This is a genomic window from Streptomyces sp. NPDC057271, assembly GCF_042668715.1.
Lineage (GTDB): Bacteria > Actinomycetota > Actinomycetes > Streptomycetales > Streptomycetaceae > Streptomyces.
On sequence record NZ_JBHUYJ010000138.1, the window covers coordinates 1 to 17,462 of the forward strand.

The 17,462-nt window shown below is 71.0% G+C and carries 15 protein-coding genes; 1 reads left to right on the forward strand and 14 read right to left on the reverse strand.

Translation table 11 applies throughout. From position 1 onward, the window contains the following. Positions 1-13: 13 nt before the first annotated feature. The 14 genes from ACFUJR_RS35800 to pyrR form a co-directional block, all read right to left on the reverse strand. Positions 14-2,158, reverse strand: coding sequence for a primosomal protein N' (locus tag ACFUJR_RS35800; RefSeq protein WP_383176576.1), 2,145 nt, complete (start codon positions 2,156-2,158; stop codon positions 14-16). 105 nt (positions 2,159-2,263) lie between these two features. Further along, entirely contained in the window at positions 2,264-3,472 is a 1,209-nt protein-coding gene (gene metK, locus ACFUJR_RS35805) for a methionine adenosyltransferase (RefSeq protein WP_383176573.1), read from the reverse strand. A 266-nt stretch (positions 3,473-3,738) separates the two neighbouring features. Further along, positions 3,739-4,950 carry a bifunctional phosphopantothenoylcysteine decarboxylase/phosphopantothenate--cysteine ligase CoaBC gene (coaBC, locus tag ACFUJR_RS35810; protein ID WP_383176570.1) on the reverse strand — a complete coding sequence of 404 codons (1,212 nt, stop codon included), beginning with the start codon at positions 4,948-4,950 and terminating at the stop codon, positions 3,739-3,741. Between the two features lie 118 nt (positions 4,951-5,068). Further along, positions 5,069-5,341 (reverse strand): DNA-directed RNA polymerase subunit omega, encoded by a 273-nt coding sequence (gene rpoZ / locus ACFUJR_RS35815; RefSeq protein ID WP_005319902.1) that lies wholly within the window; start codon positions 5,339-5,341, stop codon positions 5,069-5,071. Positions 5,342-5,411: 70 nt separating this feature from the next. Continuing rightward, positions 5,412-5,975 carry a guanylate kinase gene (gene gmk, locus ACFUJR_RS35820; RefSeq protein ID WP_352186567.1) on the reverse strand — a complete coding sequence of 188 codons (564 nt, stop codon included), beginning with the start codon at positions 5,973-5,975 and terminating at the stop codon, positions 5,412-5,414. A 49-nt stretch (positions 5,976-6,024) separates the two neighbouring features. Then, a complete protein-coding gene (locus ACFUJR_RS35825; protein ID WP_026246651.1) occupies positions 6,025-6,348 on the reverse strand; it encodes an integration host factor in 324 nt (107 codons plus the stop codon). A gap of 275 nt (positions 6,349-6,623) precedes the next feature. Beyond that, positions 6,624-7,511 carry an orotidine-5'-phosphate decarboxylase gene (pyrF, locus tag ACFUJR_RS35830; protein WP_383176566.1) on the reverse strand — a complete coding sequence of 296 codons (888 nt, stop codon included), beginning with the start codon at positions 7,509-7,511 and terminating at the stop codon, positions 6,624-6,626. Beyond that, entirely contained in the window at positions 7,508-8,620 is a 1,113-nt protein-coding gene (locus tag ACFUJR_RS35835) for a quinone-dependent dihydroorotate dehydrogenase (RefSeq protein ID WP_383176563.1), read from the reverse strand. Before ACFUJR_RS35835 ends, pyrF begins: the two co-directional genes overlap by 4 nt. A 55-nt stretch (positions 8,621-8,675) precedes the next feature. Next, on the reverse strand, positions 8,676-11,984 hold the full coding sequence (gene carB, locus ACFUJR_RS35840; protein ID WP_383176560.1) for a carbamoyl-phosphate synthase large subunit: 3,309 nt from the start codon (positions 11,982-11,984) through the stop codon (positions 8,676-8,678). Then, complete coding sequence (gene carA / locus ACFUJR_RS35845; protein ID WP_383176557.1) at positions 11,977-13,119, reverse strand: glutamine-hydrolyzing carbamoyl-phosphate synthase small subunit; 1,143 nt, start codon at positions 13,117-13,119, stop codon at positions 11,977-11,979. The genes carB and carA overlap by 8 nt, the downstream gene beginning before the upstream one ends. Next, positions 13,116-13,682 carry a hypothetical protein gene (locus ACFUJR_RS35850; protein WP_383176554.1) on the reverse strand — a complete coding sequence of 189 codons (567 nt, stop codon included), beginning with the start codon at positions 13,680-13,682 and terminating at the stop codon, positions 13,116-13,118. Before ACFUJR_RS35850 ends, carA begins: the two co-directional genes overlap by 4 nt. Then, positions 13,679-14,965 (reverse strand): dihydroorotase, encoded by a 1,287-nt coding sequence (locus ACFUJR_RS35855; RefSeq protein WP_383176552.1) that lies wholly within the window; start codon positions 14,963-14,965, stop codon positions 13,679-13,681. Before ACFUJR_RS35855 ends, ACFUJR_RS35850 begins: the two co-directional genes overlap by 4 nt. A 2-nt stretch (positions 14,966-14,967) precedes the next feature. Continuing rightward, entirely contained in the window at positions 14,968-15,999 is a 1,032-nt protein-coding gene (locus ACFUJR_RS35860) for an aspartate carbamoyltransferase catalytic subunit (protein ID WP_383176549.1), read from the reverse strand. 112 nt (positions 16,000-16,111) lie between these two features. After that, entirely contained in the window at positions 16,112-16,675 is a 564-nt protein-coding gene (pyrR, locus tag ACFUJR_RS35865) for a bifunctional pyr operon transcriptional regulator/uracil phosphoribosyltransferase PyrR (RefSeq protein WP_383176546.1), read from the reverse strand. Positions 16,676-16,929: 254 nt separating this feature from the next. Between pyrR and bldD the strand changes: the two genes are divergently transcribed. Further along, a complete protein-coding gene (bldD, locus tag ACFUJR_RS35870; RefSeq protein WP_015032294.1) occupies positions 16,930-17,430 on the forward strand; it encodes a transcriptional regulator BldD in 501 nt (166 codons plus the stop codon). The last annotated feature ends 32 nt before the right edge of the window (positions 17,431-17,462 follow it).

Below are 17,462 nucleotides of genomic sequence, written 5' to 3' on the forward strand. Positions count from 1 at the left end.
GCCCCACAGCCCGTCAGCCGATGTCCGGTGGATCCACCCGCACCCGCACGACCTCCCCGCCACCCCGCGCAAGCCGCGCCGCCTGGGCCTTCTTCATCGCCGCCGCAAGCGCCGCACCGTTACCCGGCGGGACACGGACCAGAGCGCGCTCCCAGTGCTCGCCCGGCGGAGCGTCCCCCGGGCGCCGAGGGCCTCCGGGCCGTACGACGGGCAGCGGAACCGGCCCCAACACCTCGGCGTCGCCAGGCAGTTCGGCCGCCGAAAGGAAGGCCACGACCGCCTCCGGCGGGCCGGAGACCGCCGCCATCCGGGACACCGGCGGGAAGCCCAGCTCCGCCCGCTCCGCCAGCTCGCGCTGGGCGTGTCCCACAGGGTCCCATCGCACCAGCGCCTGCACCGGCCGCAGCGTGGGCTCCGCGACCACCACCACCGTGCCGCCCTCGCCCTGCCCCCGTACCAGCGAGGCCGCGTCGATCCAGCGGCGCAGCGCCTCCTCGCCCGCCCGCAGGTCGGGGCGGCCGAGCATGGCCCAGCCGTCGAGGAGAAGCGCCGCCGCGTAGCCGTCCTCGGCGACCGGCTCCGCCCCCGGGGTGGACACCACGAGCGCGGGCCGCCCGGGCACGGTGTCCAGGACGTGGTCCCGGCCCGACGTCCGCACCGGTACCGCCGGGAACGCCCGGCCCAGCTCCTCCGCCGTCCGCCGCGCGCCCACGATCTGCGCCCGCAGCCGCGTCGCGCCGCACTCCGCGCAGTGCCAGTCCGGCGCGCCCCGCCCGCACCAGCCGCACCTCAGCTCCTGCTGCTCGGGGGCCTCCAGGGGCCCGGCGCAGTGCCGGCAGCGGGCGGGCGTCCGGCAGCGCTCGCATGCCAGCCTCGGGACGTAGCCCCGTCGCGGGACCTGGACCAGCACGGGGCCGGTCTTCAGGCCCTCCCGTACGGTCTCCCAGGCCAGCGACGGCAGACGCGCGGCGCGCGCCGCCTCGTCGCGGGCGAGCAGTTCGTCCCCGACGGTGCGTACGAGCGGGGCGGCGAGGCGGACCTGATCGCGGCCGGCGACGATCGGAGCGGCCCAGCCGGACTCCACGAGCTGCGCGGCCTCGACGGTGCAGCTGGTCGAGCCGAGCAGGAAGGCGCACTTGTCGTGGGCGGCTCGCAGCAGCAGGACGTCGCGCGCGTGGGGCTGCGGGGCGTGCGGCTCGCTGTGGCTGCCGTCGCCGTCGTCCCAGATGGCGACGAGCCCGAGGTCGCGGACGGGCGCGAACATCGCGGCCCGCGTACCGACGACCGCCCGCACGGAGCCTCGCCGTACGGCGAGCCACTGGGCGTACCGCTTCTCCGGTCCGGTCTCGGCCGTGAGCAGCGCGTGCCGTCCGGGCCCCAGGAGGGCCGTCAGCGCCGCGTCCACCCGCGCGGCGGCCCGCCCGTCGGGTACGACGACCAGCGCCCCGCGCCCGGAGGCGAGCGTGGCGCCCACGGCCCGGGCCAGCTCCTCGGCCCAGTACGGCCCCGGCAGCGCGTTCCACACGGCGCGTGGGGCGCCACCGCGGGCCAGGGCGTCCAGGAACGCCGGCCCGCGCTCGTACCGCGCCCAGCTCCCCGCCTCGGGCGCGGCGGGCGGGGGCAGCGGCTCGGGGGACGCCTTCCCCTCGGCTCGCGCGCTGCGGGGCGGAATCGCGAGCTGGAGGACGTCGGCCAGACTCCCCGCGTACCGATCGGCGACGGCCCGCAAGAGCCCCAGGAGCTCGGCGTCCAGCACCGGCTCGGGCGACACGACGTCAGCGAGCGCGGCCAGCGCGCCCTTGTAGTCCGACTCGGCGCGCCGCTCGACGAGGAACCCGTCGATCAGCCGCCCGCCCTCGCGCCGCCCGTCCCTGACCTGATGCGCCCCGGCCCCGAACCGCACCCGCACCCGCACCCCGGGCTGCGCGACGGCGTCCAGCTCCTCGGGCACGGCGTAGTCGAAGAACTGGTCGAGATGGAGCACCCCCTTGTTGACCACCACCCGCGCGACGGGCAGCTCCTTGGCCAACGCGGCGCCCCGCCACGTCCGCGGCTTGGCCCGCGGCACCTTCGCCTTCCGCACGGACTCCCGAATGAGCGCGAGCTGCTCGTGCGACTCACCGGCCGCACCCTCGGGCGTCTCGTTCTCGCTGCTCACAGCCCCATACCTACCAGACCGCACCGACAGGGGGGTCGGGCGCACGTGCGGAGGCCCGGCGCCCCCAAGGGGTGCCGGGCCTCCGTCGTGTGCGGCGGGCGCGGGTTACAGGCCCGCGGCCTTCTTCAGGGCGTCCACGCGGTCCGTGCGCTCCCAGGTGAAGTCGGGGAGCTCGCGGCCGAAGTGGCCGTACGCCGCGGTCTGGGCGTAGATCGGGCGGAGCAGGTCGAGGTCGCGGATGATCGCGGCCGGGCGGAGGTCGAAGACCTCGCCGATGGCGTTCTCGATCTTCTCGGTCTCGATCGTGTTCGTGCCGAAGGTCTCCACGAAGAGTCCGACGGGCTCGGCCTTGCCGATCGCGTACGCGACCTGGACCTCGCAGCGCGAGGCGAGGCCCGCGGCCACGACGTTCTTGGCGACCCAGCGCATCGCGTAGGCGGCCGAGCGGTCGACCTTGGACGGGTCCTTGCCGGAGAAGGCGCCGCCGCCGTGGCGGGCCATGCCGCCGTACGTGTCGATGATGATCTTGCGGCCGGTGAGGCCCGCGTCGCCCATCGGGCCGCCGATCTCGAAGCGGCCCGTCGGGTTGACCAGGAGGCGGTAGCCGTCGACGTCCAGCTTGATGCCGTCCTCGACCAGCTGCTTCAGGACGTGCTCGACGACGAACTCACGGATGTCGGGCGCGAGCAGCGACTCGAGGTCGATGTCGGAGGCGTGCTGCGAGGAGACCACGACCGTGTCGAGACGGACGGCCTTGTCGCCGTCGTACTCGATGGTGACCTGGGTCTTGCCGTCGGGGCGCAGGTACGGGATCGTCCCGTTCTTGCGCACCTCGGTCAGCCGGCGGGAGAGCCGGTGCGCGAGGTAGATCGGGAGCGGCATCAGCTCGGGGGTCTCGTCCGACGCGTAGCCGAACATCAGGCCCTGGTCGCCGGCGCCCTGCTTGTCCAGCTCGTCCTCGTCGCCCTCGACGCGCTTCTCGTACGCCGTGTCGACACCCTGCGCGATGTCCGGGGACTGCGACCCGATGGAGACCGAGACGCCGCAGGAGGCGCCGTCGAAGCCCTTCTTCGAGGAGTCGTACCCGATCTCGAGGATCTTGTTCCGAACGAGGGTGGGGATGTCGGCCCACGCCTTCGTGGTGACCTCACCGGCGACGTGCACGAGGCCGGTGGTGATCAGCGTCTCGACGGCCACGCGGGACGTGGGGTCCTCGCGGAGGAGCGCGTCGAGGATGGTGTCGCTGATCTGGTCAGCGATCTTGTCGGGGTGACCTTCGGTCACGGACTCCGAAGTGAACAGACGACGGGACACAATGCTCCCTGGGGTTGCAGCGGCTGCTGGCTGAACAATGTCGGACGGCAGGGGGCTGCGCCCCGCGTCGTACCAAGAACAGTCTATCGGGCGTCATCAGCCATTGGGCCAGGTGTCTCGGAAGATGGGAGCGTCACGCTCGCCGGTTCCGGTCCGGTCCGCGCATCTCTCACCGGCCAGGATCGCCCGCTTGGACCGGTTTCCCGGGGAATTCACTCGGCTGGGACGGTGAAATCCGGCCACGGGTGAGATTTCCCCGAATTCCCTCAGGGAAGGGACCGCAGGCGGGGTGCGACCAGGTCCCAGACCTTCTCGGCGAGCGCTTCCTTCGGCCCGTACGGTACGGGCGTGTCGGATCCGTCGGAGCCGAGGATCACGGCCTCGTTCTCCTCGGAACCGAAGGTCTTGCGCTCGCCCACCTCGTTGACCACGAGCAGGTCGCAGCCCTTGCGGCGGAGCTTCTCGCGCCCGTTGGCCAGGACGTCGTCCGTCTCGGCCGCGAAGCCGACGATCACCTGGTCCGGCAGGGCCCGGTCGGCGGAGATCTCGGCGAGGATGTCGGGGTTGCGTACCAGCTCGACGACCGGCGCCTCGATGTCGTCCCGCTTCTTGATCTTGCCGGGGGCGTAGACGGCCGGGCGGAAGTCGGCGACGGCGGCGGCCATCACCACGGCGTCGGCGTCGGCCGTGGCCTTGAGGACGGCCTCGCGGAGCTGGACCGCCGTGCCGACGTGGACGACGTCGACCCCGGCCGGATCGGGGATGCCGGTGTTGGCCTCGACGAGCGTGACCCGGGCGCCCCGGGCGGCGGCGGCCTTGGCCAGGGCGTAGCCCTGCTTGCCGGAGGAACGGTTGCCCAGGTAGCGGACCGGGTCGAGGGGCTCGCGCGTGCCGCCCGCGCTGACCACGACGTGACGGCCGACGAGGTCGGGGGCGGCCGTGCCGCGCGCGAGAATCCGTCGGCAGACCTCGAAGATCTCGCCGGGGTCCGGCAGCCGGCCCTTGCCGGTGTCGACGCCGGTGAGACGGCCGACGGCGGGCTCGATGACGACGGCGCCGCGCCGGCGGAGGGTGGCCACGTTCTCCTGGGTGGCGGGGTGCTCCCACATCTCGGTGTGCATCGCGGGGGCGAAGACGACCGGACATCGGGCGGTGAGCAGCGTGTTCGTGAGGAGGTCGTCGGCGAGGCCGTGGGCGGCCTTGGCGAGCATGTCGGCGGTGGCGGGGGCCACGACGACGAGGTCGGCGGCCTGCCCGATCCGTACGTGCGGGACCTCGTGGACGGACTCCCACACCTCGGTGGAGACGGGGTTGCCGGAGAGGGCGGACCAGGTGGCCGCGCCGACGAAGTTCAGGGCGGAGTCGGTCGGCACGACGCGGACGTCGTGACCCGACTCGGTCAGCCGCCGGAGCAGCTCACAGGCCTTGTAGGCGGCGATGCCGCCGCTGACGCCCAGAACGACCTTCGGCTTGGTCACCACTGCCACTCCCCGCACTCGGACTGCGTACCTCGGATGCGTACGACTCCATGAGACACCACAGGCCCGGCGGATGTTCCGCCGGGCCTGGGGTGACGAACGCGACGTTCGTACGTGCTTACTGCGCCGGGCCCTCGATGGCCTCGGAGGTCAGCAGACCCGCGTTAATCTCGCGCAGGGCGATCGAGAGCGGCTTCTCGTGGACGTGGGTGTCGACGAGGGGACCGACGTACTCGAGCAGGCCCTCGCCGAGCTGCGAGTAGTACGCGTTGATCTGACGCGCGCGCTTGGCCGCGTAGATCACGAGGCTGTACTTCGAGTCGGTGGCCTCGAGCAGCTCGTCGATCGGCGGGTTGATGATGCCCTCGGGCGCGGTGATGGAAGAGGACACGCTCTAGCCTTCCGAAGAAACTTCTGGGTGAGCTGATCGGGATGATCAGATCCAGGTGATCAGAAAAAGATCAAACAACGTTCATCAAGGCTAGCAGCTCACGCGCCACGTCCTCGACGGAGGTGTTGACCAGGGTGGTGTCGAACTCCGGCTCGGCGGCCAGTTCGATCTTCGCGGCCTCCAGTCGGCGCTCGATGACCTCGGGCGACTCGGTGCCGCGGCCGGTGAGCCGGCGGACCAGTTCGTCCCAGCTCGGCGGGGCCAGGAAGACCAGCTGCGAGTCCGTCATGGACTCCTTGACCTGCCGGGCGCCCTGGAGGTCGATCTCCAGGAGCACCGGCTCGCCGGCTTCCAGGCGCTCGAGCACCGCCTGGCGCGGCGTGCCGTAGCGGTTGCCCGCGAACTCGGCCCATTCGAGGAGTTCCCCGTTGGCGACCAGCTTGTCGAACTCGTCGTCCGTGACGAAGAAGTACTGGACGCCGTGCTTCTCGCCGGGGCGGGGCTTTCGTGTCGTGGCCGACACCGAGAGCCAGACCTCGGGGTGGACCTTGCGCATATGAGCGACGACCGTGCTCTTGCCCACCCCGGAGGGGCCGGAGAGCACGGTCAGCCGCGGACGTACCTCTGCTGCCATGCAGCGATTATTCCAGCTTTACGGGCATGCCTGGGACGGCAGTCCCGTCTCAGGCGCCGGTGCTGCCGAACTCGCGCTCCAGGGAGGCGATCTGGTTGGAACCGAGCCCGCGGACACGGCGGCTCTCGGAGATCCCGAGTCGCTCCATGATCTGCTTGGCGCGGACCTTGCCCACGCCGGGCAGGGACTCGAGCAGAGCGGAGACCTTCATCTTGCCGATGACGTCGTTCTCCTGGCCCTGCTTGATGACCTCGTGGAGGGAGGCGCCGGAGTGCTTGAGTCGATTCTTGACCTCGGCCCGCTCCCGGCGAGCCGCGGCGGCCTTTTCGAGCGCGGCTGCGCGCTGTTCAGGGGTAAGGGGCGGAAGAGCCACGCCTACGTCACCTCGGATGTCGAACTGTCGGATACGGACCGGTGAGGAACCTGATCGCCCCACACCAGTGGAGCAGCGACCAACGCATGTGACGTTGGAACGCCGACTCTGCCCCGGAGACTAGCGGCCAATGCCTCTCCAGTCAGCGAGAACAAGCGAAAAGTCCTGGTCAGCATCGACCGACCAGGACTTTTCCGGCATAACAACCGGGTTTTGGGTAAGGATCTTGTCAAGGAATGAGACGGCCCTCACCTGCGCATTGGCCCGGAGGCCCCTCAGACGGCGACGGCCTCGCGGATCTCGTTCGCGTAGCGCCCCGCCGAGGCGCGCAGCGCGGAGGCGTCCGGACCGTGCTTGAGGACGCCCCGGCTGACGTTGGGGACCACGTTGCGGACGGCCGCGCCGAAGACCGCGGGGAGGTCGGCCGGGGTCGCGCCCTGGGCGCCGAGGCCGGGGGCCAGGAGCGGGCCGTTGATGTCCAGGTCGAACGAGGACAGATCGCCGAGCGTCGCGCCGACCACCGCGCCGAAGGAGCCCATGGGGGTCTCCCCCGCGTTCTCCTCGGCGAGGTGGGCCAGCATCGTGGCGCCGATGGTCCGCCCGTCCTCGCGGACGGCCCGCTGGACCTCCGCGCCCTCGGGGTTGGAGGTGAGTGCCAGGACGAAGAGACCCGCCCCGGACTCCCGCGCCAGGTCGACGGCCGGCTTGAGGGAGCCGTACCCGAGGTACGGCGAGACCGTGAGCGCGTCCGAGAAGAGCGGGGAGTCCTTGCGGAGGAAGGCCTCGGCGTACGCGGCCATGGTGGAGCCGATGTCGCCGCGCTTGGCGTCCATGACGACCAGGCCGCCCGCGGCCCGCAGATCGGCGACGGCGCGCTCCAGGACGGCGATGCCGCGCGAGCCGAAGCGCTCGAAGAACGCGGCCTGCGGCTTGAAGACGGCCACGGTCTCCGCGAGCGCCTCGACGACCGTGAAGGTGAAGCGCTCCAGGCCCGCGATGTCGTCGGTCAGGCCCCAGGAGTCGAGGAGCGCGGCGTGCGGGTCGATGCCGACGCAGAGCGGACCGCGCTCGTCCATGGCGGAGCGCAGACGGGCGCCGAACGGCAGGGGCCGCCCGGAGGGCGTCGTCGAGGGGTGGCGGTCGGGCGACGGGAGGGCGGTCACGTGGTTGCGGCCTTTCGGTTGTCGGCGCCGACGGCCTCGGCGAGGGTGTCGTACGGGGAGGCGGCGAGGCGCGCGGCGAGGCCCTTGTGGATCGCGCGGGCGTAGAACGGCCCCTCGTAGATGAAGGCGCTGTAGCCCTGGATCAGGGTGGCCCCCGCCAGGATGCGCTGCCAGGCGTCCTCGGCGTTCTCGATGCCGCCGACGCCCACGAGGACCAGCCGGTCGCCCACGCGTGCGTGGAGGCGCCTGAGGACGGCCAGGGAGCGCTCCTTGACGGGGGCGCCGGAGAGGCCGCCGGTCTCCTTGACCAGGGCCGGGTCGGACTTCAGGCCGAGACCCTCGCGGGCGATGGTGGTGTTGGTGGCGATGATGCCGTCGAGACCGAGCTCCAGGGCCAGGTCGGCGACGGCGTCGACGTCCTCGTCGGCCAGGTCGGGGGCGATCTTGACCAGGAGCGGGACGCGGCGGTCGGTGACCGTGCGGTCGGCCGCCTCGCGTACCGCGGTGAGCAGCGGGCGCAGGGACTCGGTGGCCTGGAGGTTGCGCAGCCCCGGGGTGTTCGGGGAGGAGACGTTGACGACCAGGTAGTCGGCGTACCGGGCGAGGCGCTCGGTGGACTTCACGTAGTCGGCGGCGGCCTCGGTCTCCGGGACGACCTTGGTCTTGCCGATGTTGACGCCCACGACGGTCCTGAACACCGGCACGCGCGCGTGGAGGCGTTCGGCGACGGCGGCGGAGCCCTCGTTGTTGAAGCCCATGCGGTTGATGAGCGCGCGGTCCGGTACGAGCCGGAAGAGCCGCTTCCTGGGGTTGCCGGGCTGGGCCTCGCCGGTGACGGTGCCGATCTCGATGTGGTCGAAGCCGAGCATCGACATGCCGTCGATGGCTACGGCGTTCTTGTCGAAGCCGGCGGCGAGGCCGAAGGGGCCGTGCATGCGCAGGCCGAGGGCCTCGGTGCGCAGCTCCTTGTGCCGGGGCGCGAGCACGGCGGCGACGAAGGTGCGGAGCACCGGGACGCGGGCGGCCAGGCGGATCCAGCGGAAGGCCAGGTGATGGGCCTGCTCCGGGTCCATCCGCTTGAAGACCAGACGGAAGAAGAACTTGTACATGTGGGTGTCCTCAGCAAGAGGGGGACACCGTTTCCGGTGTCCCCCTCTTGGGTTGCTAGTCGCGGGCCGCGGTCAGGTGTTCCGCGTGTTCCTGGAGCGAGCGGACGCCGACGTCGCCGTGGCCCAGCGCCTCGATGCCCTGGACGGCGGCGGCGAGCGCCTGGACCGTGGTGAGGCAGGGGACGGAGCGGGCGACCGCCGCGGTACGGATGTCGTAGCCGTCGAGGCGGCCACCGGTGCCGTACGGGGTGTTGACGATCAGGTCGACCTGACCGTCGTGGATGAGCTGGACGATCGTCTTCTCGCCGTTCGGGCCCTCGCCCTCGGACTGCTTGCGCACGATCGTGGCGTTGATGCCGTTGCGCTTGAGCACCTCCGCCGTGCCCGAGGTGGCCATCAGCTCGAAGCCGTGGGCGACCAGCTCGCGCGCCGGGAAGATCATCGAGCGCTTGTCGCGGTTGGCGACGGAGATGAAGGCGCGGCCCTTGGTGGGCAGCGGGCCGTAGGCGCCGGCCTGCGACTTGGCGTACGCCGTGCCGAAGACGGTGTCGATGCCCATGACCTCGCCGGTGGAGCGCATCTCCGGGCCGAGGACGGTGTCCACGCCGCGGCCCTGGATGTCGCGGAAGCGGGTCCACGGCATCACGGCCTCCTTGACGGAGATCGGCGCGTCGAGCGGCAGGGTGCCGCCGTCGCCGGTCTTCGGGAGCAGACCCTCCTCGCGCAGCTCGGCGACGGTGGCGCCGAGCGAGATGCGGGCGGCGGCCTTCGCCAGCGGTACGGCGGTCGCCTTCGAGGTGAAGGGGACGGTCCGGGAGGCGCGCGGGTTGGCCTCCAGGACGTACAGGATGTCGCCGGCCATCGCGAACTGGATGTTGATCAGGCCGCGGACGCCGACGCCCTTGGCGATGGCCTCCGTGGAGGCGCGCAGGCGCTTGATGTCGAAGCCGCCGAGGGTGATCGGGGGCAGGGCGCAGGCCGAGTCACCGGAGTGGATTCCGGCTTCCTCGATGTGCTCCATGACGCCGCCGAGGTAGAGCTCGTGGCCGTCGTAGAGGGCGTCGACGTCGATCTCGATGGCGTCGTCGAGGAAGCGGTCGACCAGGACCGGCCGGGTGGGGCTGATCTCGGTGGACTCGGCGATGTACGACTCCAGGCGGGTCTCGTCGTAGACGATCTCCATGCCGCGGCCGCCGAGCACGTACGAGGGACGTACGAGGACGGGGTAGCCGATCTCGTCGGCGATGGCCTTGGCGCCGGCGAAGGTGGTCGCGGTGCCGTGCTTGGGGGCCGGGAGGCCCGCGTCGGCGAGGACCTGGCCGAAGGCGCCGCGGTCCTCGGCGGCGTGGATCGCCTCCGGGGAGGTGCCGACGACGGGCACGCCGTTGTCCTTGAGCGCCTGGGCGAGGCCCAGCGGGGTCTGGCCGCCGAGCTGGACGACGACACCGGCGACGGGGCCGGCGAGCGTCTCGGCGTGGACGATCTCCAGCACGTCCTCGAGCGTCAGCGGCTCGAAGTACAGGCGGTCGGAGGTGTCGTAGTCCGTGGAGACGGTCTCCGGGTTGCAGTTGACCATCACGGTCTCGTAGCCGGCGTCGCTGAGGGCGAAGGAGGCGTGGACGCAGGAGTAGTCGAACTCGATGCCCTGGCCGATGCGGTTCGGGCCGGAGCCCAGGATGATCACGGCGGGCTTGGTGCGGGGCGCGACCTCGCTCTCCTCGTCGTACGAGGAGTAGAAGTACGGGGTCTTGGCCGCGAACTCGGCGGCGCAGGTGTCGACCGTCTTGTAGACCGGGCGGACGCCGAGGGCGTGCCGGACCTCGCGGACGACGTCCTCGCGCAGGCCGCGGATCTCGGCGATCTGGGCGTCGGAGAAGCCGTGGCGCTTGGCCTCGGCGAGCAGCTCGGGCCGGAGCTTCTCGGCCTCGGCGAGCTCGTCGGCGATCTCCTTGATGAGGAAGAGCTGGTCGACGAACCAGGGGTCGATCTTCGTGGACTCGAAGACCTCCTCGGGGGTGGCCCCGGCGCGGATGGCCTGCATGACGGTGTTGATACGGCCGTCGGTCGGGCGGACCGCCTCGCTCAGCAGCTGGGCCTTGTCGCCGGGCTCACCGACGAAGGTGAACTGCGAGCCCTTCTTCTCCAGGGAGCGCAGTGCCTTCTGCAGCGCCTCGGTGAAGTTGCGGCCGATGGCCATGGCCTCGCCGACGGACTTCATGGTCGTGGTCAGTGTGGAGTCGGCCTGCGGGAACTTCTCGAAGGCGAACCGAGGGGCCTTGACCACGACGTAGTCGAGCGTGGGCTCGAAGGACGCCGGGGTCTTCTCCGTGATGTCGTTGGGGATCTCGTCCAGCGTGTAGCCGACGGCGAGACGTGCCGCGATCTTCGCGATCGGGAAGCCGGTCGCCTTGGAGGCGAGGGCGGAGGAGCGGGAGACGCGCGGGTTCATCTCGATGACGATGATCCGGCCGTCGTCCGGGTTGACCGCGAACTGGATGTTGCAGCCGCCCGTGTCGACGCCGACCTCGCGGATGATCGCGATGCCGATGTCCCGCAGTCGCTGGTACTCGCGGTCGGTGAGGGTCATCGCCGGGGCGACGGTGATCGAGTCACCGGTGTGGACGCCCATCGGGTCGAAGTTCTCGATGGAGCAGACGACCACGACGTTGTCGTTCTTGTCGCGCATCAGCTCCAGCTCGTACTCCTTCCAGCCGAGGATGGACTCCTCCAGGAGCACCTCGGTGGTGGGAGACAGGGTCAGACCCTGGCCGGCGATGCGGCGCAGCTCGTCCTCGTCGTGGGCGAAGCCGGAGCCGGCGCCGCCCATGGTGAAGGAGGGGCGGACCACGACGGGGTAGCCGCCGAGCGTCTCGACGCCCTTGAGGACGTCGTCCATGGAGTGGCAGATGACCGAGCGGGCGGACTCGCCGTAGCCGATCTTGGCCTTGACGGCCTCGACGACGCCCTTGAAGAGGTCGCGGTCCTCGCCCTTGTGGATGGCCTCCACGTTGGCGCCGATGAGCTCGACGCCGTACTTCTCCAGTACGCCCTGCTCGTGCATGGAGATCGCGGTGTTGAGCGCGGTCTGGCCGCCGAGGGTGGGCAGCAGGGCGTCGGGGCGCTCCTTGGCGATGATCTTCTCGACGAACTCGGGGGTGATCGGCTCGACGTAGGTGGCGTCGGCGACCTCCGGGTCGGTCATGATCGTGGCCGGGTTGGAGTTGACCAGGATCACCCGCAGGCCCTCGGCCTTGAGGATGCGGCAGGCCTGGGTGCCGGAGTAGTCGAACTCCGCGGCCTGGCCGATGACGATCGGGCCGGAGCCGATGACCAGGACGGACTGGATATCGGTGCGCTTAGGCACGCTCGGCCTCCATCAGGGATACGAAACGGTCGAAGAGGTACGCGGCGTCGTGCGGGCCAGCGGCGGCCTCGGGGTGGTACTGGACGGAGAAGGCCGGCTGGTCGAGCAGCTGGAGGCCTTCCACCACGTTGTCGTTCAGGCAGACGTGCGAGACCTCGGCACGCCCGAAGGGGGTCTCGGAGACCTTGTCGAGGGGCGCGTCGACGGCGAAGCCGTGGTTGTGCGCGGTGACCTCGACCTTGCCGGTCGTACGGTCCTGCACCGGCTGGTTGATGCCTCGGTGGCCGTACTTCAGCTTGTAGGTGCCGAAGCCGAGCGCGCGGCCGAGGATCTGGTTGCCGAAGCAGATGCCGAAGAGCGGGGTCCTGCGCTCCAGGACGGCCCGCATGACGGCGACGGGGCCGTCGGCCGTGGCCGGGTCGCCGGGGCCGTTGGAGAAGAACACACCGTCGGGGTTGACGGCGTAGACGTCCTCGGCGGTCGCGGTGGCGGGCAGGACGTGGACCTCGATGCCGCGCTCGGCCATGCGGTGCGGGGTCATGCCCTTGATGCCGAGGTCGACGGCGGCGACGGTGAACTTCTTGGTGCCGATCGCGGGGACTACGTACGTCTCCTTGGTGGCGACCTCGGCGGAGAGGTTCGCGCCCGTCATCTCGGGGGCCTGGCGGACCTCGGCGAGCATGGTGCCCTCGTCGGGCAGCGCGTTGCCGGAGAAGATGCCGACGCGCATGGCGCCGCTCTCGCGCAGGTGGCGGGTGAGGGCGCGGGTGTCGATGCCGGAGATGCCGACGACGCCCTGGGCGGCGAGTTCCTCGTCCAGCGAGCGCTTGGCGCGCCAGTTGGAGGAGACGCGCGCGGGGTCGCGGACGACGTAGCCGGAGACCCAGATGCGGGAGGACTCGGGGTCCTCGTCGTTCACGCCGGTGTTGCCGACGTGCGGGGCGGTCATCACGACGACCTGGCGGTGGTACGACGGGTCGGTCAGGGTCTCCTGGTAGCCGGTCATGCCGGTGGAGAACACGGCCTCGCCGAAGGTCTCCCCCACGGCCCCGTAGGCGCGGCCGCGGAAGATGCGGCCGTCCTCCAGGACGAGTACGGCGGGAACTTTGCCGGTTCCCCGGGTGGAGGTCGTCATCGTGCGGTGCCTTCCGTCGTCTTGATCATGCTGTTGAGGGTCTCGGTCCAGGTGGCGTGTTCCGCCGCCCGGTCGGACCGGAAGCCGGAGTCGAGCAGCTTCTCGCCGTGCGCCCACGTGACGATCAGCAGCCCGCCCTCGGCGAGGACCTTGCCCGCGATTCCCTTGTCGAGCCGGGCCTCGCGCAGGGCCGCGGCCGGGATGAGGAAGTCGTTCGCCCCGGGGCGTACGACCTCGATCCCCGCGTCCGTGAGGGTGAGCTCGACGCGGCTGCGGGTGCCGAGGCCGTGGGCGACGATCCGGTCGAGCCACTGTCCGGCCGTGGTCGAGCCGTGGTACCGGCCGCTGAGCTTCAGTGTCGCCTCACCGGCGGGCTCGGGCATTCCCGGCAGTTCGGGGAGGTCCGACTGGAGGCTGCCGCGCCACTTCCATCCCTGGCGCATCAGCCAGTAGACGAAGGCGACGAAGAGCAGGAGTCCCGCGACCCAGCCGATCCGTCCGGCCCAGTCGGTCACCTCCGCCGACTTCTTCTCGGCCTCGGCGGCCAGTTCGATGAGTGTCACGCCAGCTTCCCGTCGACGAGCGTTGCCCGGCCCCGCAGGAAGGTGTGGGTGACGCGTCCCGGCAGCTCGCGGCCCTCGTAGGGGGTGTTGCGGCTGCGGGAGGCGAAGCCCGCGGGGTCCACGAGACCACGGTATGCCGGATCGACCAGGGTCAGGTTGGCGGGCTCACCTGCCGAGACGGGGCGTCCGTGGCCCTTGGCCTGCCCGATCTCGGCGGGCTTGACGGACATCCGGTCGGCGACGCCGGCCCAGTCGAGGAGTCCGGTCTCGACCATCGTCTGCTGGACGACGGAGAGCGCGGTCTCCAGGCCCACCATGCCCATGGCGGCCGCGGCCCACTCGCAGTCCTTGTCCTCGTGCGGGTGCGGGGCGTGGTCGGTGGCGACGATGTCGATGGTGCCGTCGGCCAGGGCCTCGCGGAGCGCCATCACGTCACGCTCGGTGCGCAGCGGCGGATTGACCTTGTAGACCGGGTTGTAGCTGCGTACCAGCTCGTCGGTGAGGAGGAGGTGGTGCGGGGTGACCTCGGCGGTGACGTCGATGCCGCGGGACTTGGCCCAGCGGACGATCTCGACGGAGCCGGCGGTGGAGAGGTGGCAGATGTGGACCCGGGAGCCGACGTGCTCGGCGAGGAGCACGTCACGGGCGATGATCGACTCCTCGGCGACCGCGGGCCAGCCGCCGAGACCGAGTTCGGCGGAGACGATGCCCTCGTTCATCTGGGCGCCCTCGGTGAGGCGCGGCTCCTGGGCGTGCTGGGCGACGACGCCGCCGAAGGCCTTCACGTACTCCAGGGCGCGGCGCATGATCACGGCGTCGTCGACGCACTTGCCGTCGTCGGAGAAGACCGTGACGCCGGCGGCGGAGTCGTGCATGGCGCCGAGCTCGGCGAGCTTCTTGCCCTCCAGGCCGACGGTGACGGCGCCGATGGGCTGCACGTCGCAGTAGCCGGACTCCTTGCCGAGCCGGTAGACCTGCTCGACGACACCGGCGGTGTCGGCTACCGGGAAGGTGTTGGCCATCGCGAAGACGGCGGTGTAGCCGCCGGATGCGGCGGCGCGGGTGCCGGTGAGGACGGTCTCGGAGTCCTCACGGCCGGGCTCGCGCAGATGGGTGTGGAGGTCGACCAGGCCGGGCAGCAGGATCTGCCCGTCGGCCTCGATCACCGTCGCGCCCTCGGCCGACAGGCCCGTGCCCACCGCGGCGATGGTCTCGCCGTCGATCAGGACGTCCTGCGCCTCGCCGCCCAGCACCTTGGCACCGCGGATAAGAATCTTGCTCATGGTTACTTGCTCTCCGAATCAGCGGTGCGCGCGAAGCGCTCGTCGGAAGGGTGGTGGTGGGAGACGGGAGGGCGCGTGGGGCTGACGGCGGGCTCGTTGCCGCCCAGAAGCAGGTAGAGGACGGCCATCCGGATGGAGACGCCGTTGGCGACCTGCTCGATGACCGTGCAGCGGTCCGAGTCGGCGACCTCGGCGGTGATCTCCATGCCGCGGACCATCGGGCCGGGGTGCATGACGATGGCGTGCTCGGGCATCCTCGCCATCCTGTCGCCGTCGAGCCCGTACCGCCGCGAGTACTCACGCTCGGTCGGGAAGAAGGCCGCGTTCATCCGCTCGCGCTGCACACGCAGCATCATGACCGCGTCGGACTTCGGCAGCACGCTGTCGAGGTCGTAGCTGATGTCGCACGGCCAGGTCTCGACCCCGACCGGGACGAGTGTGGGCGGGGCCACCAGGGTGACCTCGGCACCGAGGGTGTGCAGCAGGTCGACGTTGGAGCGGGCGACCCGGCTGTGCAGGACGTCTCCGACGATCGTGATGCGCTTGCCGGCGAGGTCCTGGCCGAGGCCGGCGTCGCGGCCGACGAGACGGCGGCGCATGGTGAAGGCGTCCAGCAGGGCCTGGGTGGGGTGCTGGTGGGTGCCGTCGCCCGCGTTGACGACGGGGGCGTCGATCCAGCCGGAGGTGGCGAGCCGGTACGGGGCTCCGGAGGCGCCGTGGCGGATGACGACGGCGTCGACGCCCATCGCCTCCAGGGTCTGCGCGGTGTCCTTGAGGGACTCGCCCTTGGAGACGCTGGAGCCCTTGGCCGCGAAGTTGATCACGTCGGCGGACAGGCGCTTCTCGGCGGCCTCGAAGGAGATCCGGGTCCGCGTGGAGTCCTCGAAGAAGAGGTTGCAGATGGTCCGACCGCGCAGGGTGGGCAGCTTCTTGATCGGCCGGTCGGCGACCCGCGCCATCTCCTCGGCGGTGTCGAGGATGAGGACGGCGTCGTCGCGCGTGAGGTCGGCGGCCGAGATGAGGTGACGCATCATCGGGGTGTTCTCCGTGGTCGGGAGGTGGGGGGTCCTGGTGTGACCAGGAACACCCCCTCGGGGGCGCGGGCGCGCAGGGGTGTGCCCTGGACCCGTCGGGAAGCCGGACCGGCTAGGCGGGGGTCTTGCTGCCGAGCAGCACGGTGTCGCGACCGTCCTCCTCGGCGAGCTGGACCTTGACCGTCTCGCGCAGCGACGTGGGGAGGTTCTTGCCGACGTAGTCGGCACGGATCGGAAGTTCGCGGTGGCCGCGGTCGACGAGGACCGCGAGCTGGACCGCCCTGGGGCGGCCGATGTCGCCGAGCGCGTCGAGGGCGGCGCGGATCGTACGGCCGGAGAAGAGCACGTCGTCGACGAGGACGACCAGCCGGCCGTCGATGCCGTCACCGGGGATCTCGGTGCGGCCGATGGCGCGGGCGGGCTTCATCCGCAGGTCGTCGCGGTACATGGTGATGTCGAGCGAGCCGACCGGGATCGTGCGTCCGGTGATCTCGGCGAGCTTTTCGGCCAGGCGACGGGCGAGGAAGACGCCACGCGTCGGGATGCCGAGGAGGACCACGTCGTCGGCACCCTTGGCGCGCTCGACGATCTCGTGGGCGATGCGGGTCAGGACCCGCGCGATGTCGGGACCCTCGAGAACCGGGCGTGCCGCATCGGTGTGCTGCTGTGCGTCCATATGAAACGGACCTCCTTCTCCGCCTCACGGGACGGACCTTAAAGGACGTCGGAATTGCGCCCTCGACTCTACCAGGGGCGGGTGACCGCCCTGCTCACCACCCTGCCGCCACTCCGGGCGCCGTCCCCCGAGAGGGGGCGGTATGGACCATTCGGCTTGACGGAGGAGAGTAACGCTGCGTAACCTCACAGTGAGTTACCAGCCAGGCGGCGGAGCCGCACGTTGTCTACAGCGTCCAGCGTCCGGGGAGCTATATGTCCAGCGAATACGCAAAGCAGCTCGGGGCCAAGCTCCGTGCCATCCGCACCCAGCAGGGCCTTTCCCTCCACGGTGTGGAAGAGAAGTCCCAGGGCCGCTGGAAGGCCGTCGTGGTCGGCTCGTACGAGCGTGGTGACCGTGCCGTGACGGTGCAGCGCCTCGCCGAGCTGGCGGACTTCTACGGCGTCCCCGTGCAGGAGCTCCTGCCGGGCACGACCCCGGGCGGGGCCGCCGAGCCGCCGCCGAAGCTCGTGCTCGACCTGGAGCGGCTTGCCCACGTCCCGCAGGAGAAGGCCGGCCCGCTGCAGCGCTACGCGGCGACGATCCAGTCGCAGCGCGGTGACTACAACGGCAAGGTGCTGTCGATCCGCCAGGACGATCTGCGCACGCTCGCGGTCATCTACGACCAGTCGCCCTCGGTTCTGACCGAGCAGCTGATCAGCTGGGGCGTCCTGGACGCGGACGCGCGCCGCGCGGTCGCCCACGAGGAGAACTGAGCAGAAACGTTGCCGCCGGGGCGCGGAGGGCC